Genomic DNA, 24,190 nt, shown 5'->3' with positions numbered 1-24,190 from the left:
CGGGGTCCGGGGAACCGCCTGTACGTGTGCGGGTGCTGCGGGCGTGCGGGACGCCGTAGGCGCGGAGACCGGGGAGGAGGACACCGGGGCGCCGAGACCCGTGCGGGAGCGCGTCGGCTTCGGCGCCGTGTTCACACCCGGCGCCACCGGGAGGTGGGTTGCCGGCCGGGGAGCAGGGGAGGCAGGGCCGTGGGCAGCGGAGGCGGCGCGCTGCACCGGGGCCGGGGCACCCGGAGGGACGGCGGGGGTGGCGCCGGGGGCCGGGCGCGCGGCGGGAGCGGATGTGGCCGGGCCGGGGGTGGTCGATGCGGAGCTCCGGACCGGTGCCGGTGCGCCGGAATGGGCTCCGGGGGCAGGGGTGACCGGGCTGCGGGGTGCCGATACGGCGCGCTGCACCGGGTACGGCGCGGCCGGAGAGCCGACGGGGGGCGCGGTCGGCGAAGCGGACCGCCCGGTGCCGGTGCCGGTGTCGCCGATCGGTGGGGCGGGCAGGGCGGCAGCCGGGTTCGCGCCGGGGGTGGACGGCCTCGCCTCGGAGCGCTGCACCGGGCGCTGTCCGTCGGCGCGTACGGCTTCCGTGCTGCGGTCGCCGGAGACAGGGGCAGCCGGCGACGCCGGCCTGACCGGAGCAGGGGCCGGGGTCGGAAGCGGAGCCGGAAGCGGAGGGGGAACCGGAGCCGTTGCGGGTGTCGGGCCGGGGCGACCGGTGTCGGGCGTACGCCGCTGGACGACGGCCTTCGAGGCGGGCGGGCCACCTCCGGTGACGGGGCTGCTCGGCACGCCCGGGGCGCGGCTCGCGCGCGGGGGCTTCTCCGGCTGGGCGGACGCGGCCCGGGACGCGTCCACGGGGCGTCCGAGGCCGCGCGGAGCGTCCTGCCGCACCGGCCTGGGGCCGGGCGGGGTCGGCCCTGCGGGTGGGGGAGTTGCCCCGGACCGGGGGCTGTCGGGCGAGGAGGGCCTCGCACTCTCGGCCACGGCACGCTGAACCGGAACCGGAACTGGAGCTGGAGCAGTAGCCGGAGCCGGGCTCGGATCCTGGGTGGCTGGGGCACGGGAGGGGCCCGGAGCGACGGGCGCGGGGGAGGCGACGGCCGGAGCGACGGGGAGCGTGCCCGGATTGCCGCGTGCCGCTCCCTCCTCGGGCGCGGTCCGGCCCGGCCGGACCCCCGGAACCCCACCGGCACCGGGCGTCCTGGTGTCCGCTGCCGCAGCAGGGCGGGCCGGTGCGGTGTCGCGCCGGGCCACCGCACGCTGCACGGGGGCGGCGCCGGTCGCCGCAGGCCGGTGCGCGCTCTGCGGGGGGAGCGCGGAGCGGGGGGAGACGGGCGCTCCGTCTCCCCCTCGGTCGGCCTCGGCCGGTGCCGCTGCTCCGGAGGCACGCGCCGTGCTCCCGGCCGTCACCCCTGGCGCCGTCGCCTGCCGCCGTGTCGCCGGGAGCGTCCGCCGCTGCACGGCCGGGGCCTTGGTCAGGCGTTGGGCCCGGGGAGAGGCGGGCGGTACGGGCGCGACCCGGACACCGTGGGCCGGTGCCGGGGCGCTCCTGGGGCCAGGGCCCCGGACCGCCCGCACGGGCACGGCCGACGACCCCGACGGTGCCGTCGCCGACGGCTCGACGGGGGCGACCGGAGGCGTCACCGCCGAGGGCACCGTCGAAGACACCGGCAGGGAGGCGGCGGCCGACGGGACAGCCGCAGCGGACGCATCAGGCGCAGCAGGAGCGGGGCGGGCGCCCCCAGCTGCCACAGGCGCCGCCGCCGACCCCGCCGTGGACGACCGGCGTGCCGTGGGCAGCGCGCGCAGCGGCACCGCAGGGGCCCGCTGCACCACGGGTTCTCCCGCGCCTGACGCCAACGGAAGGGCTCCCGTGGGCCCTTCGAGACCGGCGGCCGGGCGGCCCGAACCGGTCAGCGCCCCCGAGAGGAGGTTGTCCGGCGCGGTGTTCATGACGCCGATGGACGGCGTCCCGGTGAAGGAGGGGTTCTGCCACGTGGGCAGCCGTCCGCCGAACCCCGGGTCCGCGACCGCCGACCGTCCGGAACCCATGGCCCGCTGGATCGGCGGCAGCCCCGTCCACGCCGCGACGGCGGTGGGCGCCGCGCCGGGGCCCGAGCCCGTCCCGGTGTCCTGCGCGGGTACGGGTACGGGCGCGGGCGCGTTGTCCTCACGCCCGCGCAGCCGGTCGAGGAATCCCACGGCTCAGCCCTCCGCCCCGGCGCGCGTCACGAAGGACGCGATCCGGTCCGCGTACAAGCGGCGGTCATGGTGTTCGAGGTCCAGGATGGCGTCCAGATCCCAGTGGAAGTGATAGGCGACGTACGCGATCTCCTCGTGCAGCCGGTCGGTCGCGTACGTCACGATTCCCCCAGGCGGCTCCCGCCGAGTTCCACCTCGAAGGGCTCGGAGCAGTGCGGGCACTCGACCGCCGCCCGTGTGTGGCCCTCGGCGTTGATCTGCCGGTAGAAGTCCTGCAGGAACGCGAGGTCGGAGGCGAACATGTTCTCCACCGTCCCGTCGTGCACCATCGACAGCGTGCCGAGCCGGGTGATGACCCGGCCGAGCAGCACCACCGAGAGGTACGCCGGGTTCTCCTGGACGCGGACGTCCCGGAGCGGGATCAGTTCGTCGCGGGCCGTGGACAGCCGCATCACGCCGTCCCGGTGCACGGTGCCCGCCTCGTCGACGTAGCCACGCGGCAGCTCGAAGGGGAACTCCGTCTGCAGCCGCTGCGGCACCGGGGCCGCAGCCGGGGCCTGAGCAGGCGTCTGCTCAGGCACCGCCACGGCCTCGGGCGCCGGTACGTCCGCGAGCGGGCTCGCGGACGCCCTGGCCGAAGTGCGCCGCATTACTCGATGACCAGTTCTTCGAAGACGATGGTCACGGTCTCCGTCAGCGCCGAGGCCTCACCGGCCTTCAGGGCGCTGGCGTCGATCTTGCTGCACCAGGCGTTGCGCATGTTGTAGCGCTTCACCGGGTTGTTCTGGTAGTCCATCACGATGATGGAGGCGTTCTTGCGGGCCGTGGACATCTGACCGGCGATCGAGTCGTTGATCCACGTCGTGAACGACGGCGACGGCGTCATACCGCGCACCACCGTGCACTGCCCGTCCTTCTGGGTGCCCGGCATGAGGCTCACCTCGGGCTTGCCCTGAGCGGAGTTCTGCAGGTGCTTGATGACGTCCTGCTCGATGCTGAGGCCGTTGACCTCCGCGAGGTACTCGACCATCACGCCGTCGATCTGGAGGCCGAAGTTATGTGAGGTGAACGAGTCACCCTGGCCGATGCTCATCTGCTGTCCGTCCTACCGAAATGTTTGTGTCGAGTGCGTACGGGGGCTGTGGCGCAGGCCGGTGACCTACTCCTCCAGCTCCCCGCTGCCGCCGGAGAACTGGGCGAGCCGGAAGATGACGAACTCGGCGGGCTTGACCGGTGAGATGCCGATCTCGCAGATCACCCGGCCGACGTCGACGGACTCCGGGGGGTTGGTCTCCTCGTCGCACTTGACGTAGAAGGCCTCCTCGGGCCGGGAGCCGAACAGGGCGCCGCTGCGCCACTCGTTGACCAGGAACGCCGAGACGTTGCGCCGGATGCGGGCCCACAGGTTCTGGTCGTTCGGCTCGAACACCACCCACTGGGTGCCGATCAGGATCGACTCCTCCAGGTAGTTGAAGTACCGGCGTACGTTCAGGTAGCGCCAGGCCGGGTCGGAGGACATGGTGCGGGCGCCCCAGACGCGGACACCGCGGCCGGGGAAGGCGCGGATGCAGTTGACGCCGATGGGGTTGAGCAGGTCCTGCTCGCCCCGGGTGATCTGGATCTCCAGGTCAACGGCGCCGCGTACGACCTCGTTGGCCGGCGCCTTGTGCACGCCGCGCTCGAAGTCGTTGCGGGCCCAGATGCCGGAGACGTGACCGCTCGGCGGGACCAGACGTGACTGGCCGGACGCCGGGTCGAAGACCTTGATCCAGGGGTAGTACAGGGCGGCGAACTTGGAGTCGTAGCCGGCGGTCTCCTGGCGCCAGACCCTGATCTGCCGGGCGTTCAGGCCCGGCGGCGGGTCGATGACCGCGACGCGGTCGCCCATCAGCTCGCAGTGCGCGATGAGGCCGAGCTGGACCGCCTTGACGGCCTCCAGGTCGATCGCGCCGCGCTGGTAGGCGGCCATCAGGTCGGGGACGGCGACCATCGAGATCTCGTCCACGGCTTCCAGGCCGCCGAAGCCGGTGCGGTCCGCGGAGTCGCCGAGGTACTGGGCGGGCCCGGGGTGGGCGGAGTTCTCAGCGGCCGGGACGGCCGGGGCCGCGGGGGCCGGGGCGGCGAGCGCCACGGTCTGGTTGTCTGGCCGGACGAGCTGCGCGGCGGGCGCGGCCTCCTGTACGGCGATGAGCTTGGAGCGCTCCTTGACCTGGGTGACGACGTAGTTGCGGCCGCTCTTCTTGGCGGTCACGTCGAAGGTCTCGGCGGTCTTCTCGCCGTCCTTGACGACCAGCTTGAACCGCTCGGCCGGGCCCTCGCCCTCGGGGTCGGCGACCTCGACGGTCAGCGGGCCGCTCTGCCCGGGTGCGAGCGCCGTCACCGTGAAGGTGCCCAGCTGCTGCGGCTCACCGGTCGGCAGCGCGGCCGGGGTCCGGGAGCCGGTCACCGCGGCGGGGGCTTCGCCGGTCGCGTCCTCGGCGGAGCCGCCGACCCGCACGACGTAGGCGGCACTGCCGCCGTTGTTGAAGAAGCCGTAGACGGAGTGCGCCAGGTAGTACCCGTCGGTGAAGTCACCGAACGAGGCGACGAACTGTGTCCAGTTGGTCACCAGGGTGGGTTCGTTGAGGGGACCGGTGGACGCGAGCCCGACGAAGGCAGCGACCGACGTGCCCACACCCTCGATCGGGCGCGAGCCGCTGGCCACCTCCTCGACGTATACGCCGGGTGACAGGTAGGACGGCATGCTCTGCTCTCCTCGGGGTACGAGACAGGACGGCTCTCACCTTCACGCGCGAAGCGCGTCTCCCGAAACGTCCTGCGGGGCCTGGCCGAGGGCACTCCCGCTGCCCACAAGGGCACGCCCGTGCGACAGGGCGCGCCGTTGGAGGCCCGCTGTCTCAGTCCGGCGGGCCGGAGCGGAAACGGCGCAGCAGTTCAAGGGCGGCGGGGCTCTCCGCGTCGAAGCTCTGGCGTCGTCGTGCGACGGGAAGGTCCGGTGCCCAGGCGCGGGCACCGTGACAGCGGAAGCAGAAGGCGATCTCGAAGAGCTGGTGGGTGGTGTCGTGCGCCCGGATTCCCCAGCCGGGGAGGAAGCAGCGGCTCTGTTCACCGCTGGGCAGGCCGGCGATCAGGGACAGGGCCTGCTGGGCTCGGTCGCGCTCCCAGAGGGCGACGGTGACGCCTGCCAGATCCTCCGAATCGAGGTGCCTGAGGGGGTCGTTGATGCGGACGACCTCCATGAGCTCGGTCTTCCCGTACGTCGGTGGCAGCAGCATGCTCCCAGACTCCCCGACCTCGGCGTCACCGGCCAGGAACGGCCGGAGGACAGGGGAGCGGAGCGTCGGGCGGACCGGGGTGTCAGGGCTGCCCGTTGGGGCATCGGATCCTGCCCCGAGTCCTGCGACGACGGTGAGCCGTTCTCCCTATCTTTGATCCGTGAGCCTCTGGACCTCTCTCGAACCCATCTCCACCACCGTCGACCCCGGCAGCAGCACGACCGTGCGGCTGCGGCTGCGCAACACGGGCGACGTGGTGGACGAGTACCGATTCGAACCGATCGGCGCTCTCGCCCCCTGGACCACCGTCGAGCCGCAGACGCTCCGCCTCTACCCCGGGACCACCGGCTCGGTGGACCTGACGTTCGCCCCGCCGCGCACGCCGGACGCCACCGCCGGGCCCAATCCGTACGCCGTGCGGATCACGCCGACCGAGCATCCGGACGCGGTGACCGTCCCGGAGGGCAACCTGAGCATCACGCCCTTCACGGAGGTGAGGGCCGAGCTGGTGCCGCCGGTCGTCAAGGGCCGTTTCCGTGGCCGGCCCCGGCTCGCGATCGACAACGTCGGCAACACCAAGGTCACCGCCTCGCTCAGTGGCAGTGACGCCGGTGACCGGTTGTCGTACGACATCCGGCCGAGCAACGTCCAGATCGAGCCGGGCCGGGCCGCGTTCGTCACGACGACGCTGAAACCACGGCAGATCATCTGGTTCGGCTCGAAGGAGGAGCAGCCCTACGCGCTGGCGCTCAAGCGTTCCGGTGTCGCGAGCGTGGACGTGGACGGCACGTACGTCCAGCGTGGGTTCCTGCCCGGCTGGCTGGCCACCGTGCTCGGCCTGCTTCTGACGCTGGCCATCGTGTTCGTCGTGCTCTGGCTGTCGTACAAGCCCGAGGTGGGGAGCCGGGCGACGGAGAAGGCCGAGAACTCCGTCAGCACCCTGCCGCCGCCCGAGGCCGACGCACCGCCGGCGCCCTCGCTCGCCGCTCCGGCGCCGAAGGAGGAGCCCGCCGCGGAAGAGGCGGAGAAGCCCGGAGACGGCGGCGGTGAAGGCGCTGGAGGGGGCGGGGACGAGGAGGAGCCGAAGGCTCCGGAGCGGACGGCGGCCGTCGCGGCGCGCGAGGTGGCCGAGCGCATTCCCGGCCCTCACATCTGTTACCGCGCCTATGTCGCGGACCACGGCTGGCAGGACCCGGTGTGCGACGGCAACGAGGCCGGCACGGTCGGCAAGACGCTGCCGATCAAGTCCCTCAACATCGCGGTGTTCGGCGTGGAGGGCGGCCTGCGGGGCGGCTCCGCCTACGTGGTCGAGGGCTGGAAGGATGGCGACCCCTGGAAGGCCGTGGACGCCGGGAAGGACCTGTACCTCGGCAGCACCAAGGAATCGGACTCCCCCTTGCAGGGGTTCGGCATCGAGGTTGCCGGAGGCTCGGTGTCGGTCTGCCAGACCGCCCACGTGAGGGACCAGGGCTGGCTGGCCCGCAGCTGCAGTCAGCCCGACCCGGGCTGGGTCTACTCCGGCAGCGACTTGAAGCTGAAGCGCCAGCTGGAGGCCTTCAAGCTCACCGTGTGACGCGTGGCTCCTGTGACGGCCGGTGCGGTGCACCGGCCGTCACCAGTTCGCCTCGCCCGGTACCAGCCGGCCCGCCTTGCGGTATTCGCGGCGGGCGCCCTCCAGGAGGTCGCCCGCGCCGACCGGCTCGTCCCGGCCGGCGGCGAGGTAGGCGGCGGTGACCACCGCGCTGCGGATCGATCCGCCGGCCAGCTCGAAGTCCCGGGCCAGCGGCGCGGCGTCGATGTCCTCGGCGGACGGGACGTGGGCCAGGCCGTGCCGCCACAGGGCCAGCCGCTGGCCGGCGTCCGGGAACGGGAAGTCGACCACCAGGTCCAGGCGGCGGGTGAACGCCTCGTCGATGTTGGCGCGCAGGTTGGTGGTGAGCAGTGCGATGCCGTCGAAGGACTCCAGGCGTTGCAGGAGGTAGGAGCTCTCCATGTTGGCGTAGCGGTCGTGGGAGTCCTTGACCTCGGACCGCTTGCCGAAGACGGCGTCGGCCTCGTCGAAGAGGAGTACGGCGTCGGTGCTGTCGGCCTCCGTGAAGATCCGTTCGAGGTTCTTCTCGGTCTCGCCGATGTACTTGTCCACGATCGAGGACAGCTGCACCACGTAGAGGTCGAGGCCCAGGTCGGCCGCGACCACCTCCGCCGCCAGTGTCTTTCCGGTGCCGGACTCGCCCGCGAACAGGCCGACGACACCCCGGCCGCGGCCACCGCCCGCGCTGAGCCGCCAGTCACCCAGGACGCGGTCGCGGTGGCGGGCGCGCAGGGCGAGTTCCCGTAGCTCGGCGAGGGGCCCGGCAGGGAGGACCAGGTCCTGCCAGCCCACGGCGGGGTGGATCCGGCGGGCGTGCTGTTCGAGCCCCGACGCGGACTGCTGGCGGGCGCCGAGCCGGATGTGGGCGGCGCTGAGGGGCGTCCGGTCGAAGGCGGCCAGTGCCAGGGCGGCTCGGGCCGCGCGGCCGATGCGCTCGCCGCCGAGGTGGTACGGCGCCACGGTGGCGGTCAGGTCGAGAGGGTCGGCGTCCGGCCCCAGGGCGGCCTGCCAGGCGGCGGTTCCGCCGGCCGGGCGCCGCGGCGCCCGGAGCACGAGCGGGTCGTGCGGGGACCAGTGCGGGTCGTACGGGCGTGGGTCGGCCAGCAGCACCGTCACGTCCGTCGCGCGGGTGAGCGTCTCGACCAGCGGGCCCGGGCGGTCGCTGAGACCGGACACCACGATCGCCCGGCCGCCGAGGCGCGCTTCCCGCAGCAGTGCGCGCACGGAGCTCTCCGAGACGGACCCGTCCGAGGCGTCCGGGGCGTCCGACGGGCCGGGGGGATCCGCACGGTCCGAGGGCCTCGCGGGGGCGGAGGGGGCCGAGAAGCGCAGCGCTTCGACGCCCGCCGTGCGCAGAGCGGTCGCGAGGGCGGCCAGGCCGTCGCCCTCGCGGTGTTCCCGCAGGTAGACGGTGAGCGGGCCGTCGTGCAGCCGGGCCGCCAGCTGCTGCCCGAAGGCCGCGTCGGGATCGTCGGGACCGGTGGCGGGGAGCGGGTCCGGCATCGGGTGCAGCAGCCCCAGGAGCGCGGCATCCGGGGTGTCGTCACCGAGCAGATGTGCGGTCACCCGGTCCGGCACACGCAACGAGCGTGCGAGGAAGGGGAGTTCGGGCTCCTGGACCTCCAGCAGGCCCAGGGCACGCAGCGGGGCCGCGGGGTGGAGGATCGCGCGGGCCTCGGGCAGGTGCCCGGGCAGCCCGCACAGGTCGAGTGCGAGGCCCGTGGTGGCTCGGCGGCGGCTCACGTCGTCGTTGAGGTAGCCGTAGAGCGGTTCGAAGGTGCGGTCGAGGTCGGGGGCGAGGGCGATGAGCAGGACGGCCGTGTCCGTCTCGGACAGCCGCAGCCGTGCGGCGGTCCGGGCCAGCCGGTCGTCGGAGCCGTCGGGCCACCCTGCCGGTGTCCGCGGCGGTACGTCGCTGTCGCGGCCACGGGCCGGCCAGTTGCGCAGCAGATGGCCCACGGCCTCGTCGGACAGGAAGAGGCCGCGCAGTGGATCGTCCGCCGTCGGGTCGCCGGCGGAGCGGTGCTCGACCAGCGCGGTGACCGTGCGCCGCAGCCCGTCCAGCCGGGCGAGCAGCGGGTGGGAGGGGCGGTGGTCAGGACCGTCGGCCACCCCGGCGGGAGCGGCTTCGGCGGGGGCTTCGGCGGGGGTGGCTTCCGCGGCCGGGTGCGGGGAGGTCATCGCTTCTCCGCGCCGCGCGTGGCCGCGGCCTCCTCGTGGGCGGCGCGGGCCGCCGCGATCTGGTGGGGCCGGTGGGAGCGCCCTCCGGGCTCCGGACCGGCGCCGTCCAGTTCGCGTACCCGGATCGTGGCACCCTCGGTGACCGGGGGCCCGGCGTCGTACTCGGGGAAGGCGGGGAAGGGCGCGGTCACCACCAGGTCCAGCGAGGGCTTGAGTTCGCCGCCCAGCGCGGACCAGATCTCGGCGAAGGACCGCGACTCCGACTGGATGCCCGCCACCGTCAGCGGCACCGACAGGCCCAGCCGGCCGAGCGAGCCCGGGAGTTCCTCGGCGGCCAGCAGCTCCCGGGGCAGCAGCGTCGCCAGCACGGCGGACAGCAGCCGGTGTTCGTCCTGCGGGGTCTTCGTCCACGCCGTCACGAGGTACGACAGCCGGAACCAGCGCGGCGGCTGGCTGCGGCGCACCACGATGTTCCGTTCGTCGCGCACCGACGTGTGGCCGCGCTGCCGGCGGGACACGTCCTCGCGGATGTCGTACAGGTAGGTGTTGATCACGGGGGCGTTGCGCCGTGACGCCCAGTCACGGGTGGGTGCCTCGAAGGACACGTCGATGCCCGCTCCCGCCAGGGCCCCGCTGCCGAGGAGGCTCTTGATGACCTCGTCCACCTCGTGGATCACGCTCGTGCTCCCGCCCTGCCGTGGTGCCTGCCGTACGTCCGGCGCCGCTCGGAGCCGTCCTCGGCCGATCGTGCCCGGTCCGGCGCCCGGATCACAGGCACGCCGGGGACGGCCTGCGGACAGCGGTGCTGCCCGCAGGCACGCCGCCGGTTGCCCCGGCGGTCAGATGTAGCCCTCCCGGAGGGCATGTGCCACGGCGTGCGCCCGGTTGCGCAGGTGCAGACGGGTCGTCAGCCCGTGCATGACGTTCTTGACGGTACGTTCCGAATAGGACAACTTCCCGGCGATCTCACCGGTGTCGAGGCCCTCGGCGACCAGCCGCAGCACGTCCACCTCGCGGGACGTGAGCCCCAGGGAGGGTCCACCCTGCCGTCCGGCGCCGCCCCGGTGCAGGGTGCCCACCTGACTGATGAGCCTGCCGAGCAGGTCCGCGGGCAGGTCACCTTCGCCACGGGCGGCGGCCAGCACCGCCTGCACCAGCCGATGGGCGGTGGCCTCACGCCGCCACACGATCGCGCCGACACCGACCTCGATGACGTCCAGCAGCTCGTTCTCGCGGATCGAGTCCACGACGAGCACGGCGCGTGCTCCCTCGCTGCGCACGACCCGGCGGACCCGGGAGAGCGCCGCCTCGTCGAGGGCGTCCTCGATCAGCAGGGCCACCGTGCCGGGGCGGGACTCCTCGCGCAGTTCGACCTCCGGGTGGCGGCGCAGCTGGCTGGACGCGCCCTCGCGGCTGATCGGGTCGGGGGCGGACACGGAGACGGGCACCCGGGCCCCTGGGGCCGAGGTGTCCGGGCTGGTCCGGGGCGAGCTGAGCAACGGCTGTCCTCTGTTCACGGATCGCCACGGACGAGGCCGTGGGCGGGAAAGCGGTGATCCAAACATCGGTGACCGCCGCGGCGCCCGCAATCGTGGAGGACCACGAGGGACACCACGAGACAAGCGCGGAGACCCCCGCGCATGTCCGACGGGGCAGACTGATCACCGCAGGTCAGGGCGGCAGGGCCGGGGAGGGGTGGTCCGAGGGGGCAGAGAACGTGACCCTGGACACACCAGCGCCCGATCCGGGGGGCTTTGTCGGGGCGTGTGGGCCATATCACGCCACCTGCACTCGCGCCGGTTCCTCTCTCATGCAGACGGCGCGCACCATCTTCTCAGGAGGCCCTGGATGACCCGAGCGCTGCGCGAACGTGACCACGCCCACATGCTGCTGGCGGAAGAGACGGAGCGGGCCCTCGGCGGCGCGGGAGGTCTCGTCCTGTTCCAGGGCGCCACTGGGACGGGCCGTACGTCCGTGCTGGAGGCCGCCGCCGAACACGCCGAGCGCCGCGGCCTGCGGGTGCGGCGCGCGCGTTGCTCCCCGGAGGACGTCGATGTGCCCCTCTCCGCGGTGGGCCGCCTCCTGGGCCACGTACCGGAGTACGCGGGCATGCCGTCCGCCGACTACCACCGCAGGGCCGACCGTCTGTGGGAGCTGCTGCGCTCACTCGCCGCGGAGTCACCGATATTGCTGGCGGTGGACGACGTCCACCTGGCCGACCCCTCCTCCCGCCGGTGGCTCGCCGAGGTGGCGGGCCGTCTCGACGGCCTGCCGGTGCTGCTGGTGGCCACCGAACGCCGTCAGTACGACATCGACCCGCAGCCCGCCGGTCTCGCCCGCGCGCTCTCCACCTCCTTCGTCCGTACGCACACCCTCGCCCCGCTCACCGACGCGGCGTCGGCCGAGATGCTGGGAGCGCTCCTACCCGCGGCCGACCCCCAGTGGACGGCGGCGTGTGTGCGGGCCGGCGCGGGCCATCCGATGCTGCTGTCCGCCCTGCTGGACGATCTGTGCGGCACCCCGCCGCTCCCGTTGCCCGACACCTGCGCGGCCCTCTACCCGGGGGCGTACCCGGCGGCCGTCTCCTGGTGGCTGGACAGCGCGGGCAAGGCGACCGCCGAGGTGGCCCGGACCCTCGCCGCGCTGGAGGAGGTGGGGACATCCGACATGCCGGACGCCGCCGTCGATCCGCTCGACCTCCTCGCCGAGGCGTCCGGGGCCGATCCGGCCCGGGTCGCCGGCTGGCTCACCGCGATGACCCGGCTCGGGCTGCTGCGCCTCGACGCCTCCGGCCGGCGCCGCTACGCCCATCCGCTGCTGCGGGACGCGGTGCTCTCCGGCTGGCCGACCCCGCGACGGCAGGCCGTGCACCGGGCCGCCGCCGAAGCGCTGCTGGCCCGGGGAGGGCGGGGCGAGGCGGTCGCTCGGCATCTGCTGCGCGCCCCGGCCGTCGGCGAGCCGTGGGCACTGCGCGTCCTGCGGGACGCGGTGACCGTCGCCCTCGACGCCGCACGGACCGGCGACGCCGTCGGCTATCTGCGCCGGGCGCTCGGCGAGCCGCTGACCGACGCCGTCAGGCAGCGGCTGCTGACCGAACTGGGTTCCCTGGAATACCACTCGGGCGACCCCGGAGCGGCGATCTCGCGGCTGGCCGAGGCCCTGCACCTGGAGGGCGAGCCCCGCAACCGGGTGCACACCGCCCTCGCCCTCGGCACCGCCCTCGCCGGTCAGGGCGAGGTCCGTACGGCCATGGGGATGCTGCGTCGCACCGAGGCCGGACTGTCCGGGGACCCGGGGCTGGCCCGCAGCGTGCAGACGGCCTCGACGATGCTCTCCGACCACGACCAGTTCCTGCGGCAGGAGGCGTACCGGTGGCTGGGCGAAGCGGCCGGGCGCTCCCCCGACCTGGTCGGCACCGCCGGACAGGCCCTGCTCGTCCGGCACGCGGCGGCAGCCGGGCGGATCTCGGCACAGGACGCGATGAAGCAGCTGCACGCCCTGCTGGCCGAGCCCGCCGACCCGTTCGGCGAGCCCTTCCTGGTGGGCACGGCCGCGGCGGTCGCCCAGTGGGCCGACGAACTGGACGAGGCGGAACAGCTCGTGGAGCGCGGCCTGGCCCTGCAGCGCTGTTCCCTGCTGCACCCGATCCACCGCGCCCTGGTCAACACCCGCGACGACATCGCGGCGGCGCGGGGTGACTACGCCGGGCTGCTCGACGGTGGAGCGGAGCCGGTGCGGGCGGGTGCGGGCCCGGCCGACAAGGACGCACACGTGCTGATGGCGCTCGTGCACGCCGACCGCACCGACGAGGCGCGGCGGTTCGCGGCGCGGTTCGAGCTGAGCTGGGCACCGGACACGTGGGAGCTGAATCGTTTCCTTTACGCCCGGGGGGTGTCGAGGGCGGCCATGGGTGATTCGGCGGGAGCGCTCCACGACTTATTGGAGTGCGGGCGGCGGCAGTTGGCGCGCGAGGTGGTCAGCCCCGTCATCACGCCGTGGCGGACCGCGGTCGCCGAGTGCCGGTCCGCGCCGGGGAGGACCCGCGAGGCACTGGACATGGCGGAGGAGGAACTGCGGTTGGCCCGGGTGTGGAACACCCCGCGCACGGTGGGCCGGGCCCTGCGCGTGCTGGGCACCGTGACCGGTGGGCGGCGCGGTCTGGAACTGGCCGATGAGGCGGTACGGATCCTGCGGACGGCCTCGGTCGACGTCGACATGGAGCTGATCCCGGCGCTGCTCGCGCAGGGCCGCCAGCTCATCGGTGCCGGGGAGCGGTCGCGCGCCCGCGACTCCCTGCGCGAGGCGGCGGAGCGGGCGGAACGCAAGGGCGCCGTACGGCTGTACGCCCTGGCCGGTCAGGCCCTGCGCGAGGGTGGCGCCCGCCACCGCACCCTGGCCCGCACCGGATCGGCCGCTCTGACGGGGAGCGAGCGCCGCATCGCCGAGCTCGCCGCCGAGGGGCGTACGAACGCGGAGATCGCCGAGCTGCTGCACCTGGCCCGGCGCACGGTGGAGACCCATCTGACGCACGCCTACCGCAAGCTGCGGATACGGCGGCGGAGCGAGCTGACGGACGTACTGGGGGCATGATCCGGACGGGCCGTGAAGGGCGGCCGGAACAACGGACTTGAGTGGGCTGACGCGCCCTGGGCGGGGCCCGTCCCCTTCCGTACGACTCCGGCGGTTCCGGGCAGTTCCGGCGTCTCCGGGTCTCCGGCGGCTCCGGCGCGCGAGGAATCACTGTCAGGGAAATGCCTGCGGGCCGCACGCCCGTACATGATGCGGGCGCCGTCCGTTCCTCCCCGTTGTTCTGTTTGGTGTCGTGGCGTCGAGCGCACACAGAAGGAAGAGGACCTTCCTCTTCCGATTGGCGCAGGCCGAGCATCAGTGGATCCCCCCCCCGAAAAGGGAATCCGATTCCACGGCCGTTCGCATGTGAACGGGCGGCGGACCCCCCGAAACCGTCTGTGCCGACCATCGCCCGCATGCCCCGGTCCCGGGGAAAGAAAGGACGTCCCATGCCGGTCAGCACCCCGTACGAGATCACGATCACGATGAGTGACCGCACCGCCAACAAGCTGGTGGACGAGGGTTTCTACCTCTACGGCTTCAAGGCGGTCAACTCCTCGGTGGCGGCAAGCCGCTGGTCTGGTTCGTCACCGACGACTACGCGACGACGACGGACATCACGTGGCACGAGGAGTACCAGGCCTACACCTCACGGAGGGAGATCATCCCCGAAGGCCTGATCAGCGGCATCAACAGCTACGACATCGCCCTCGGACAGACCCTGACGGTCGACAACATGTCCGGCACCGGCACGGTGGGGGGCACTCCGGGCGCCACGCGCCGCATCACGGTCGACAACGACACGACCCGGCCCTTCACCACGGGCATCGCCCAGCTGAACCACGTGGAGGCCGGGCCCGCCGCGAAGGCGACTCCGCTGGCCGCGTTCCCGCTGCACGGAATGAACCTGGACTTCTTCACGCCGGTGGAGAAGGTCCTCCTGATGTTCGCCACGGCGGTCATCGAGACCTCGACGATCGTCGAGCAGGCCTTCGGCCCCGGCCTCCTGGTCGATCTGACAGGCGCGGCCCAGCGTGAGGTCACCTACGACGTGGACCACGGCTGGGGCCCGGACGAACCCAACTGGACGACGACGGTCGATTCCCTGAGCCTGCTCACGCCCCTGCTGATCCAGCAGGACAGATCGCTCCCGACGGCCGGCTGATCCGGTACGTCACGACCGGTCACTCCAGGCCGCGCTCCCGCCCCGGAGAGCGCGGCCTGGCTCTCACGGAAAGCCGCGACCACACGGCTCGATATCCCCGCGTTCGGCGACCGGAAGGAATGCGCGATGCAGATGGTCATCCTCAGGAGGAACAACGGTGGAGAGACCGTACCCCTGACTCAGACAAGAGCGGAGGGGTATCTGACAGAACTCCTCACCAGGCAGCGGAAGAGAAACAGACTCGGCCCTCTCATGCGGTCACTCTCCAAGGCGTTCGACGGCCGAGGGCTCCCGACCGGCAGATATCGCTACAACGGATTTCCGGTCCGGCACGCCAGTGCCGGACGCGATGGCGCAGGTGTCACGCTTTTCTACTATGTGCAGAACGACACCCTGAAGCTGTTCGCCATGGGTGAGCACATGGAGGGCAGGGCGAATGTGACGAAATACCGGATCACCATCTACGGGCAGTCGGGATCCGACTTCGACATGGACAGCATCATCGCCATCTGACCGTCTTCCGTGCGGCGCGGCCATTCACGCCGCCGTTCCGTGCTCTCAGAACCTGTGCGCGGAGCGGCCTTCGGGACCCTTCCCCCGGTCAAGACTCGAACGCACGGCAACCCTGCGTCACGCCCGACTCCCGCCCGTGTCAGCTCTATTGACACTCCCCTTCACAGGTTTTACGTTCCTGGGCACTGAGAGCGCTCTCAAGCATGCTCCCTCCCCCCATGACGAGGTGCTGCCCCATGCAAGCCTCCCTCTCCAGACCAGCGGCGGCGACGGTCCTGGCCATCGCCCTGGCCGCCGTGGGCCTGGGCCCTGCCGCGTCCCCGGCGGCAGCGGCCACCGTCCCCGCCGGTTCCGGCAGCTACACGGACAGCCGTCCCGCCGGTACGTCCGGTCCCACCACCGACACCGGCGCTCCCGTCACGCCCAAGCTCACGGCGGCGGCCAAGGACAAGCCGGTCCCGACGAACGACTGGTGGTCCTCGCTCGCCTACCAGCGTTACGGCGGCAATCCGTACTCCACCCCGATGTACGGGCACCCGCTGACCTACCAGGCGACCTCCGGCGGACTGGAGGTCGGCTACCCGACCACGCCCGCGGTCGTGGGGGAGGGCCGGCAGTACGAGTACGCGCACAAGGCCGACCTCACCGTCGGCCTCAGCGGTCTGAACTCACCGGACACCAAGGCCGATGCCTGGTCCGACTGGACGGTCACCCCCTACTGGTCGGACGGTGCCCGCACGCTGCGCACGACCATCGGGCACGGCATGCCCTTCGTGTACGCCAAGGGCTCCGGCGGTGACGCCCGCATCACCGCGGCCGGCACCCCCACCGTCTTCGCGGACAACGGCAACGTCCTCGGCATCACGGTCGCCGGTCACCACTACGCCCTGTTCGCCCCGACCGGCAGCGACTGGAACGTCTCCGGCACGGCGATCACCGCCGGGCTCGGCGGCAAGGACTACTTCTCGCTCGCCGTGCTGCCGTCCACGGACGCGCTCGCGACCTACCGGAAGTACGCCTTCAGCTTCGTCACCGGGTCCCAGGTGGCCTGGGAGTCCGCAGGCGGCACGGTCAAGGCGACCTACAGCCTGACCACGGAGGCGAAGGAGGGCACCGAGCGCGGCACGCTCCAGGCGCTGTACCGCCACCAGTGGCTGCACACCACCGACGCGCTCACGCCGTACACGTACGTCTCCCCGCGCGGCACCATGAAGGTGCGGGAGTCCGCGTCCTTCACCACCAGTCAGAAGAACCAGGGCGTGCTCCCCGCCCTGCCGGCGTCCACCGGGGTGGACAAGGCCCGGCTGACCGGATACCTCAACGAGGTGGCGAACGCCTCCGACCCGTTCTCCGGGGCCGCTGACACGTACTGGACCGGGAAGGCGCTCGGCCGCCTCGCCCAACTGGTGCCCGTGGCCGACCAGATCGGCCAGACCGGCATCCGGGACAAGCTCCTCGGCCTGATGAAGGGCCGCCTCCAGGAGTGGTTCACGGCGGGCGGCGCGGCTGAGTTCAGCTACGACAAGGACTGGAAGACGCTCACCGGCTACCCGGCCTCGTACGGCAGTGACACCGAGCTCAACGACCACCACTTCCACTACAGCTACTACGTGTACGCGGCGGCGATCGTCGCCCAGTACGACCAGGCGTGGGCCGCGGACTCCGCCTGGGGGACCATGGTCAAGACCCTGGTGCGGGACACCGCCAATCCCAGCCGCACGGATTCCGCGTACCCGTTCCTGCGCGGCTTCGACGTGTACGCGGGCCACAGCTGGGCCTCCGGTCACCAGGGGTTCGCGGCGGGCAACAACCAGGAGTCCTCGTCGGAGTCCGTCAACCTCAGCGCGGGACTCGTCCTGTGGGGCGCCGCGACGGGTGACACCGGGCTGCGTGACCTCGGCAGCTTCCTGCTGACGACCGAGTCGGAAGCGATCACGCAGTACTGGTTCGACGCCGACCAGCAGGTCTTCCCCGGTTCCTTCGGCCACGACACGGTCGGCATGGTCTGGGGCAGCGGCGGCGCGTACTCCACCTGGTGGACCGCGAACCCGGAGGAGATCCACGGCATCAACGTCCTGCCGGTCACCGGCGGTTCGCTGCACCTGGCCCGCGAGAAGGAGGCCATCAGGCGGAACATCGCGGAGATGCAGCGGGAGAACGGCGGACCGGCCGTCGAGTGGCGTGACCTCCTGTGGGAGTTCGAGTCACTGGCCGATCCGGCGGCGGCGAAGTCCAAGTGGGATGCGGGCAACGCGGGGTACACCCCGGAGCAGGGTGAGTCCAAGGCGCACACCTACCACTGGATCAGCACGCTCGACAGCCTGGGCGCCCCTGACATGACCGTCAGCGGGAACATCCCGACCTCCGCCGTCTTCACGAAGAACGGCGTCCGGACGTACAGCGCCCACAACCACGGTTCCACCGCCCGCACCGTCACCTTCTCCGACGGCGCGACCCTCTCGGTGCCGGCCCGTTCCACGGCCACCGGCACGGGTACCGGCGGCGGCGACCCGGATCCGGAGGAGCCGGGCCCGTCCACCGGCAACACCTTCCGGCTGAAGTCCGGCGGCACCCTCACCACCGCCACGGACGGCGCGGCGGGGGCCGACACGCTGGCCTCGGCCGACGGCGTCAACCGGGACGGCACGCCGTACCGGCAGACGGTCTACGAGATCAAGAAGGTCGACGGGACGCTCGCAGCGGGCGCGTCCACGGCCTTCCGTCTGCGGGTCGACGCGGGCACGAAGGTGGGGCTCGCCCCGCAGGTCAGGGTGAGTTACGACCTCACCGGCGACGGCACCTTCGACCGGACGGAGACCTTCCGCTACTTCGCGACCGACCCGGTCGCGGGGTGGGAGGAGTACACCCAGGCCGTGGGCACCTCGACGGTGACCGGAAGCCTGGGCAGCCTCAAGGGCGGCACCGTACGCCTGGAGATCTGGAACGCGCTGGGCAACGGCACCTCCCAGGTGCAGACCGGCACGGACGCGGCGGTCGTGAGGATCCCGTACGTCTAGACGCTCCTTGCGCGGCGGGCCCCGGCCGTTCAGGCCGGGGCCCGCTGTGTCTGTCATGACCCTGGCGGATCTCGCGACCGGCCTCCACAATGCATATGGGAGCGCTCCCATATGCGTTCCCGCCCCACCCGCACCTGTCGACGAAAGGCCTCCCCGGTGAATGCCTCACCACTCTCCGCACGGCCCGCACGCGTCCGTCCCCGGCACGGGAGACGCGTCTTCGGGATATCGACCGCGGCCTTACTGTTCGCGGCCGCGCTCGCGGTACCCGGCACGGCCGGTGCCCAGGAGGCCGAGCCCGGCCCCGAGCAGATCACCAACGGCGACTTCTCCGCCGGTACCGCCCCTTGGTGGTGGACGGCGAACGCCCCGGCGGCCGTGTCGGACGGCCGGCTGTGCGCCGAGGTGCCCGCCGGCACGTCCAACGCCTGGGACGTCATCGTGGGCCAGAACGACGTCCCGATCGTCGCCGGGGAGAGCTACGAGCTCTCCTACACGGCCAGTTCGACCGTCCCCCTGACGGCCCAGACGCGCGTCCAGGAGGCGGCCGAACCGTATACGACGGTGCTCGCCACCGCGGACCCGGTGGGCACGGAGGCCACCCAGGTGTCGCGTACGTTCACGGCATCCGTGGACCTGCCGGCCGCATCCGTGCAACTGCAGATCGGCGGCGGTGAGCGGGCGTCGACCTTCTGCCTGGACGACGTGTCGCTGCGGGGCGGGGCCGAACCGCCCGTGTACGTGCCGGACACCGGGTCGCCCGTCCGCGTCAACCAGGTCGGGTACCTGCCCCACGGCCCCAAGAACGGCACCGTGGTCACCGACGCCGACGCCCCGCTGACCTGGACGGTGAAGACCGGGGACGGCTCGACGGCCGCCACCGGTACGACCGTCCCGCAGGGCGAGGACCCCAGCTCGCGCCAGCGGGTCCACACCTTCGACTTCGGGGGCCTCACCACGGCGGGCGACGGCTACACCGTGGAGGTCGACGGCGAGGTCAGCGAGCCCTTCTCGATCCGCGGCGACCTGTACGACGGGCTGCGCTCCGACGCGCTGGCGTACTTCTACCACAACCGCAGCGGCACCCCGATCGAGGCGGACCTCGTCGGCGAGGAGTACGCGCGTCCGGCCGGGCACATCGGTGTCGCGCCCAACAAGGGCGACACGGACGTCCCCTGCCAGCCGGGTGTCTGCGACTACCGCCTGGACGTGTCGGGCGGCTGGTACGACGCGGGCGACCACGGCAAGTACGTCGTCAACGGCGGCATCTCGGTGGCCCAGCTGATGTCCACCTACGAGCGCACCCTGACCGCCCCGGACGCCGAGTCGGCCGAGCTCGCCGACGGCCAGCTGCGGGTGCCCGAGCGCGACAACGGGGTGCCGGACATCCTGGACGAGGCGCGCTGGGAGATGGACTTCCTCATCAAGATGCAGGTGCCGGCGGGCGAGGAGCTGGCGGGCATGGCGCATCACAAGATGCACGACGCCGCCTGGACCGGGCTCCCCATGAAGCCGCATCTCGACCCGCAGCAGCGTGAGCTGCACCCCCCGTCGACGGCAGCGACGCTGAACCTCGCCGCCTCGGCCGCCCAGTGCGCCCGGCTCTACGCCCCCTTCGACGAGGACTTCGCGGAGCGCTGCCTGACGGCCGCCGAGACCGCGTGGACCGCCGCGAAGCAGCACCCGGACGTGCTCGCCGACCCGAACGACGGCACCGGCGGCGGCGCGTACAGCGACAACGACGTCTCGGACGAGTTCTACTGGGCGGCCGCCGAGCTGTTCACCACGACCGGCGAGGACACCTACCGCCAGGCGGTGCTCTCCTCCGGCCTCCACGGTGACACGGACAAGGTCTTCCCGGCGGGCGGCGGCATCTCCTGGGGCTCCACCGGCGGGCTGGGCGTGCTGACGCTGGCCACCGTGCCGAACGGCCTCACCTCGGCGCAGCTCGGTGATGTCCGCTCCGTCGTCACCACGGCCGCCGACCGCTACGCCACACAGTCCCGCGAGCAGGCCTACGGTCTCCCCTACGCCCCCAACGGCGAGGACTACGTCTGGGGTTCCAACAGCCAGGTCCTGAACAACATGATCGTGCTGGCCACGGCCCATGACCTGACCGGCGAAGGCGCCTACCAGGACGCCGTGCTGAGGGGCGCCGACTACCTGCTCGGCCGCAACGCCCTCAACCAGTCGTACGTCACCGGCTACGGCGAGCGGGACTCCCGGAACCAGCACCACCGCTTCTGGGCGCACCAGAACGACGCCTCCCTGCCGCACCCGGCGCCCGGCTCGGTCGCGGGCGGCCCCAACCTCACCGCGATCGCCTCCGGCGACCCGGCGGCGGCGGAGAAGCTCACCGGCTGCGCGCCCGCCATGTGCTACATCGACGACATCGGCTCCTGGGCGACCAACGAGATCACCATCAACTGGAACGCGCCGCTGGCCTTCATCGCCTCCTACCTGGACGACGCGGGCGACGGCGGGCAGGCCGGCGCGGCCCGCGCGTGCGAGGTCACGTACTCCTCGCACCCGTGGAACAGCGGCTCGACGGTGACGGTCCGCGTCGAGAACACCGGCTCGGAGCCTGTCTCGCCGTGGTCGCTGACCTGGCTGCTGCCCGGCTCCGGTGAGCAGCGGCTGAGCCACACCTGGAGCGCGGAGTTCACCCAGTCCGGTCGTACGGTCAGCGCGAAGCCGCTGTCGTGGAACCGGTCCCTGGCGCCCGGCGGGGCGGTCGACTTCGGCTTCAACACCTCGGCCTCGGCCCCGGCTCCGGACCCGGGGGCGTTCAAGCACAACGGCCGGGCCTGCACCTCGGGCTGATTCCGGCGTACCGGTCGTACGGGCCCGGCGTGTGCCTCAGCGCCGGGCCCGTACGCCCCGGGCGTGGCCGGTCCGCTCCGTCCGGGGGACGAGTCCGGCCCGGACCGCCGCGACCCGCCGCCGCACGTCGTCGGTGGGTACGGCGCCGGGAGGGCCCGCCGGTCCCTGGGTGCTCTCGCCACGGCACGGTGCGCAGAGCCCGCCCGCCAGGGCCTCGGGGCTCCCCGGCGCACGGCACTCGCCGCACTCCAGGGTGAGCAGCGCCGTCCGCCGCTCCGGGGCGGGCCGGTACGGCGGCAGCTTGTCGGCCAGCCGCCTGCGGATCAGCGAGGCCGCGTGGTGGACCGGCACGGGCAGCCCGTCGGTCAGGGCGTGCAGCAGCTCCGCCTCTGTCGCGCCCCGCTCGAACCACTCGCCGACCTGGGGTTCCAGGGACGCGCACTCCGCCGCCGAGAGGCTCAGCGAGGGTGCCGTGCGTCCGAGGGCGGCCAGCAGGACGAACGCCCGGGAACGCGTGGGCCGTCGGGTCTCCTGAGGTACGTCGCCCCGGACGAACGCCGCCCACCAGTCGTCGTCGCGCGCGGTGCGGGAGAAGAACGTCCGGGTCACCCAGAGCATGACCTCGTCGGTGGCGAGGCACTCGCTGCCCCGGCGCAGATGCCCGGTCGCCTGGAGCCTGTTGAGCGCGGTCCGCAGGGCGCACTGTCCGTACGGGAGCCACTTGGCCAGCGTCTTCACGGAGATGTCGGAGCCGTCCGGCAGTCGGTCGATGTACGCGGCCACGGCGGCCTCACGGGGCGGCAGATGCGCGAAGTCCCGCTCGCCGCGCGGGCGCTGGTCCGGGGCGGAACGCTTGCCGTAACCGGGGTTCGCCATGGGGTGCGGGGGAGCGTACGAGGTGCGGGGGGCGGCACTAAACTGGTCGACAGCCATCAGATCGTGTTTCTTTCGCTAGGCGATCTTGCTGGTGAGACCCCTGTCAGGTGTTCCCGCACCGGCGGGGGTCGTTTGCTGTTCGGCACGCTAGAACGCCGCGACGGTCCGTGGCAAGTCGGTCACAAACGGTCAACTGCGCAGGCGGGGAGGGTGGGTGGGTGGGAAAGAGACCCACCTTCCCATCCTTGTAAAGAGCGCTCGGAGTCCAAGGCTTGAGCCCCGGGCGGACCGGCGGCCTCATCCGGTGGCGCCGACGATCCGCCGGAGGTCCAGCCGCGCGGGCGGCGGCAGCGGGGCGGCCGCCTCGGCGCGGAAGGACTGGAGGAGGAAGCCGGCCAGTCGCCGCGACGCCCTGGCCGCCTCCTCGCCCGAGCCGACCGCCACCCCGCAGTTGGCGAGCAGCAGCAGGGTGACGTCGCTCGGTTCGAAGTCCTGGCGCAACGCGCCGGCGTCCTTGGCCCGTCGGACGAGCAGGGCGAGACCTTCCTCGGCCCGGGAGCGCGCGAGCGCGAAGTCGGCCTGGTCGGGGAACTCCGTGAGGAACGCCTCCGTGAACCCCCGGTCCGCCGCCTGCATCAGGCAGACCTTCTCGATCACCGTGCAGAAGCCGCGCCAGGGATCCGGATCCGCCAGCCCGTCGTCCAGTACGGACACGCAGTGGCTGAGCTCCTCCGCGAACGCCTCCGTCACGAGCGAGGCGCGGGTGGGGAACCGCCGGTACAGCGTGGCGACCCCGACCCCGGCGCGCCGGGCGATCGCCGCGATGGGCACATCGGTGCCCTGCGCGGCGAACGCCTCGCGTGCGGCCCTCAGGATGCGGTCGCGGTTCTCCCGGGCATCGGCGCGCAGGCCACCGTCACCGGGCGGCCTCCGTTTCGGCTTCTGCTTCTGAGAGGTCTGATCAGGCATGTTTCTCACTTCAGGCTAAATGGAGAGGGGCATCCGTTTACGCGCATAGCCTGGCAGACATGAACGACATGCGCGCGGCGCTCTACGACAGCTACGGCCCTCCCGACGTGCTCCACATCGGCAGGGTCCCCGTACCGACGCTCGAACAGGGTCAGGTGCTGGTCCGCGTCCACGCGGTGAGCGTCAACGGCGGTGAGCTGCACGGACGCGCAGGACGCGTCCGACTGGTGACCGGCCGCACCTTCCCGCAGCGCACGGGGCTCGACTTCGCCGGAGAGGTCGCCGAGGTGGACCCCGCCGTCACCGGGCTGCGCCCCGGGGACCGGGTCTGGGGCGTGCTGCCCCGCACCTTCGGCAGCGCGGCCGAGTACGTCGCGGTGCGCCCCCGGAACCTCGCGTACGTCCCCGAGAACATCGGCCTCGTCGAAGCCGCGTCGCTCCCCGTAGGCACGACCGCCATCACGGCCCTCCGGTCCAAGGCGCGACTGAAGGCGGGCGAACGCCTGCTCGTACGCGGTGGCGCAGGGGGAGTGGGGACCATCGCCGTCCAGCTCGGCAAGGCCCTCGGCGCCCATGTCACCGCGCTCGCGGGCACGAAGAACCTCGACTTCGTCCGCGAGCTGGGCGCCGACGAGGCCCACAGCTACGCGACGACCGGACCGGACGACCTGGGCCGCTTCGACGTCGTCATGGACACCGTGGGCACCGAACTCCGGGCCTTCCGCGGGCTGCTGGCACCCGGCGGACGCATGGTCACCATCGCCTTCGACCTCGACCACGCGGTCACGAGCCTCGGATACATGCTCGCCTCCACGGTCCACGGCCGAGGACGCGTCCGCTTCTTCAGCGGCAACCCGACCCACGATCTGCTCGCCGAGCTGGCCCGCTACGCGGAGAGCGGAGCGATCCGCCCGGTCGTGGACACCGTTCACCCGCTCGCCGAGATCGCAGCCGCCCACCGGGCGCTGGAGGCGGGCGGCGTACGCGGCAAGCACGTGATCCGGGTGGTCTGACGACT

General features: G+C 72.6%; 18 protein-coding genes. 8 read left to right on the top strand and 10 right to left on the bottom strand.

The window, feature by feature from the left end:
• Positions 1-43: 43 nt before the first annotated feature.
• Positions 44-985, top strand: a complete 942-nt coding sequence (locus ABT001_RS05590) for a hypothetical protein (RefSeq protein WP_351272786.1) — start codon at positions 44-46, stop codon at positions 983-985.
• A gap of 1,211 nt (positions 986-2,196) precedes the next feature.
• On the opposite strand, the gene ABT001_RS05585 is transcribed toward ABT001_RS05590, so the two are convergent.
• From ABT001_RS05585 to ABT001_RS05565, 5 genes are all read right to left on the bottom strand, one after another.
• Positions 2,197-2,355 carry a DUF6760 family protein gene (locus tag ABT001_RS05585; protein WP_351272783.1) on the bottom strand — a complete coding sequence of 53 codons (159 nt, stop codon included), beginning with the start codon at positions 2,353-2,355 and terminating at the stop codon, positions 2,197-2,199.
• The gene (locus tag ABT001_RS05580) at positions 2,352-2,843 is read right to left on the bottom strand and encodes a hypothetical protein (RefSeq protein WP_351272780.1); all 492 of its coding nucleotides are present in this window, start codon (positions 2,841-2,843) and stop codon (positions 2,352-2,354) included. Before ABT001_RS05580 ends, ABT001_RS05585 begins: the two co-directional genes overlap by 4 nt.
• Complete coding sequence (locus ABT001_RS05575; protein ID WP_351272778.1) at positions 2,843-3,286, bottom strand: phage tail protein; 444 nt, start codon at positions 3,284-3,286, stop codon at positions 2,843-2,845. Before ABT001_RS05575 ends, ABT001_RS05580 begins: the two co-directional genes overlap by 1 nt.
• Positions 3,287-3,352: 66 nt before the next feature.
• Positions 3,353-4,936: a phage tail sheath subtilisin-like domain-containing protein gene (locus tag ABT001_RS05570; RefSeq protein ID WP_351272775.1), complete on the bottom strand. Its 1,584-nt coding sequence runs from the start codon at positions 4,934-4,936 to the stop codon at positions 3,353-3,355.
• A gap of 154 nt (positions 4,937-5,090) precedes the next feature.
• Positions 5,091-5,468 (bottom strand): hypothetical protein, encoded by a 378-nt coding sequence (locus ABT001_RS05565; RefSeq protein WP_351272772.1) that lies wholly within the window; start codon positions 5,466-5,468, stop codon positions 5,091-5,093.
• Between the two features lie 160 nt (positions 5,469-5,628).
• Between ABT001_RS05565 and ABT001_RS05560 the strand changes: the two genes are divergently transcribed.
• A complete protein-coding gene (locus tag ABT001_RS05560) occupies positions 5,629-7,041 on the top strand; it encodes a hydrolase (RefSeq protein ID WP_351272769.1) in 1,413 nt (470 codons plus the stop codon).
• A gap of 39 nt (positions 7,042-7,080) precedes the next feature.
• Here ABT001_RS05560 and ABT001_RS05555 read toward each other — a convergent pair whose 3' ends face one another.
• The 3 genes from ABT001_RS05555 to ABT001_RS05545 all read right to left on the bottom strand — a co-directional run bounded on the left by ABT001_RS05555 (position 7,081) and on the right by ABT001_RS05545 (position 10,739).
• Complete coding sequence (locus ABT001_RS05555; protein ID WP_351272766.1) at positions 7,081-9,240, bottom strand: ATP-binding protein; 2,160 nt, start codon at positions 9,238-9,240, stop codon at positions 7,081-7,083.
• Entirely contained in the window at positions 9,237-9,917 is a 681-nt protein-coding gene (locus ABT001_RS05550; protein ID WP_351272763.1) for a Pvc16 family protein, read from the bottom strand. The genes ABT001_RS05555 and ABT001_RS05550 overlap by 4 nt, the downstream gene beginning before the upstream one ends.
• Before the next feature lie 162 nt (positions 9,918-10,079).
• Positions 10,080-10,739 carry a helix-turn-helix transcriptional regulator gene (locus ABT001_RS05545; RefSeq protein ID WP_351272760.1) on the bottom strand — a complete coding sequence of 220 codons (660 nt, stop codon included), beginning with the start codon at positions 10,737-10,739 and terminating at the stop codon, positions 10,080-10,082.
• A gap of 349 nt (positions 10,740-11,088) precedes the next feature.
• On the opposite strand from ABT001_RS05545, the gene ABT001_RS05540 reads away from it, so the two are divergent.
• The 5 genes from ABT001_RS05540 (at position 11,089) to ABT001_RS05520 (ending at position 21,327) form a co-directional block, all read left to right on the top strand.
• Positions 11,089-13,830, top strand: coding sequence for a LuxR C-terminal-related transcriptional regulator (locus ABT001_RS05540; protein ID WP_351272758.1), 2,742 nt, complete (start codon positions 11,089-11,091; stop codon positions 13,828-13,830).
• A 715-nt stretch (positions 13,831-14,545) separates the two neighbouring features.
• Positions 14,546-14,974, top strand: a complete 429-nt coding sequence (locus ABT001_RS05535; protein WP_351272755.1) for a hypothetical protein — start codon at positions 14,546-14,548, stop codon at positions 14,972-14,974.
• Between the two features lie 126 nt (positions 14,975-15,100).
• Entirely contained in the window at positions 15,101-15,487 is a 387-nt protein-coding gene (locus ABT001_RS05530; RefSeq protein ID WP_351272752.1) for a hypothetical protein, read from the top strand.
• Positions 15,488-15,723: 236 nt separating this feature from the next.
• Complete coding sequence (locus tag ABT001_RS05525; protein WP_351272749.1) at positions 15,724-18,504, top strand: glycosyl hydrolase; 2,781 nt, start codon at positions 15,724-15,726, stop codon at positions 18,502-18,504.
• 225 nt (positions 18,505-18,729) lie between these two features.
• A complete protein-coding gene (locus ABT001_RS05520) occupies positions 18,730-21,327 on the top strand; it encodes a glycoside hydrolase family 9 protein (protein ID WP_351273086.1) in 2,598 nt (865 codons plus the stop codon).
• A 36-nt stretch (positions 21,328-21,363) separates the two neighbouring features.
• Here the strand turns inward: ABT001_RS05520 and ABT001_RS05515 are convergent, their stop codons facing one another.
• Both ABT001_RS05515 and ABT001_RS05510 read right to left on the bottom strand, forming a co-directional pair.
• Positions 21,364-22,203, bottom strand: a complete 840-nt coding sequence (locus ABT001_RS05515; RefSeq protein ID WP_351272747.1) for a hypothetical protein — start codon at positions 22,201-22,203, stop codon at positions 21,364-21,366.
• 297 nt (positions 22,204-22,500) lie between these two features.
• On the bottom strand, positions 22,501-23,172 hold the full coding sequence (locus ABT001_RS05510) for a TetR/AcrR family transcriptional regulator (protein WP_351272744.1): 672 nt from the start codon (positions 23,170-23,172) through the stop codon (positions 22,501-22,503).
• Positions 23,173-23,231: 59 nt separating this feature from the next.
• On the opposite strand from ABT001_RS05510, the gene ABT001_RS05505 reads away from it, so the two are divergent.
• On the top strand, positions 23,232-24,185 hold the full coding sequence (locus ABT001_RS05505) for an NAD(P)-dependent alcohol dehydrogenase (RefSeq protein WP_351272741.1): 954 nt from the start codon (positions 23,232-23,234) through the stop codon (positions 24,183-24,185).
• Positions 24,186-24,190 lie beyond the last annotated feature (5 nt).

It is taken from the genome of Streptomyces sp. NPDC002793 (assembly GCF_040295485.1).
GTDB lineage: Bacteria > Actinomycetota > Actinomycetes > Streptomycetales > Streptomycetaceae > Streptomyces.
Note: the sequence above shows the minus strand (reverse complement) of the source record. Positions and strands in the feature narration are given on the sequence as shown.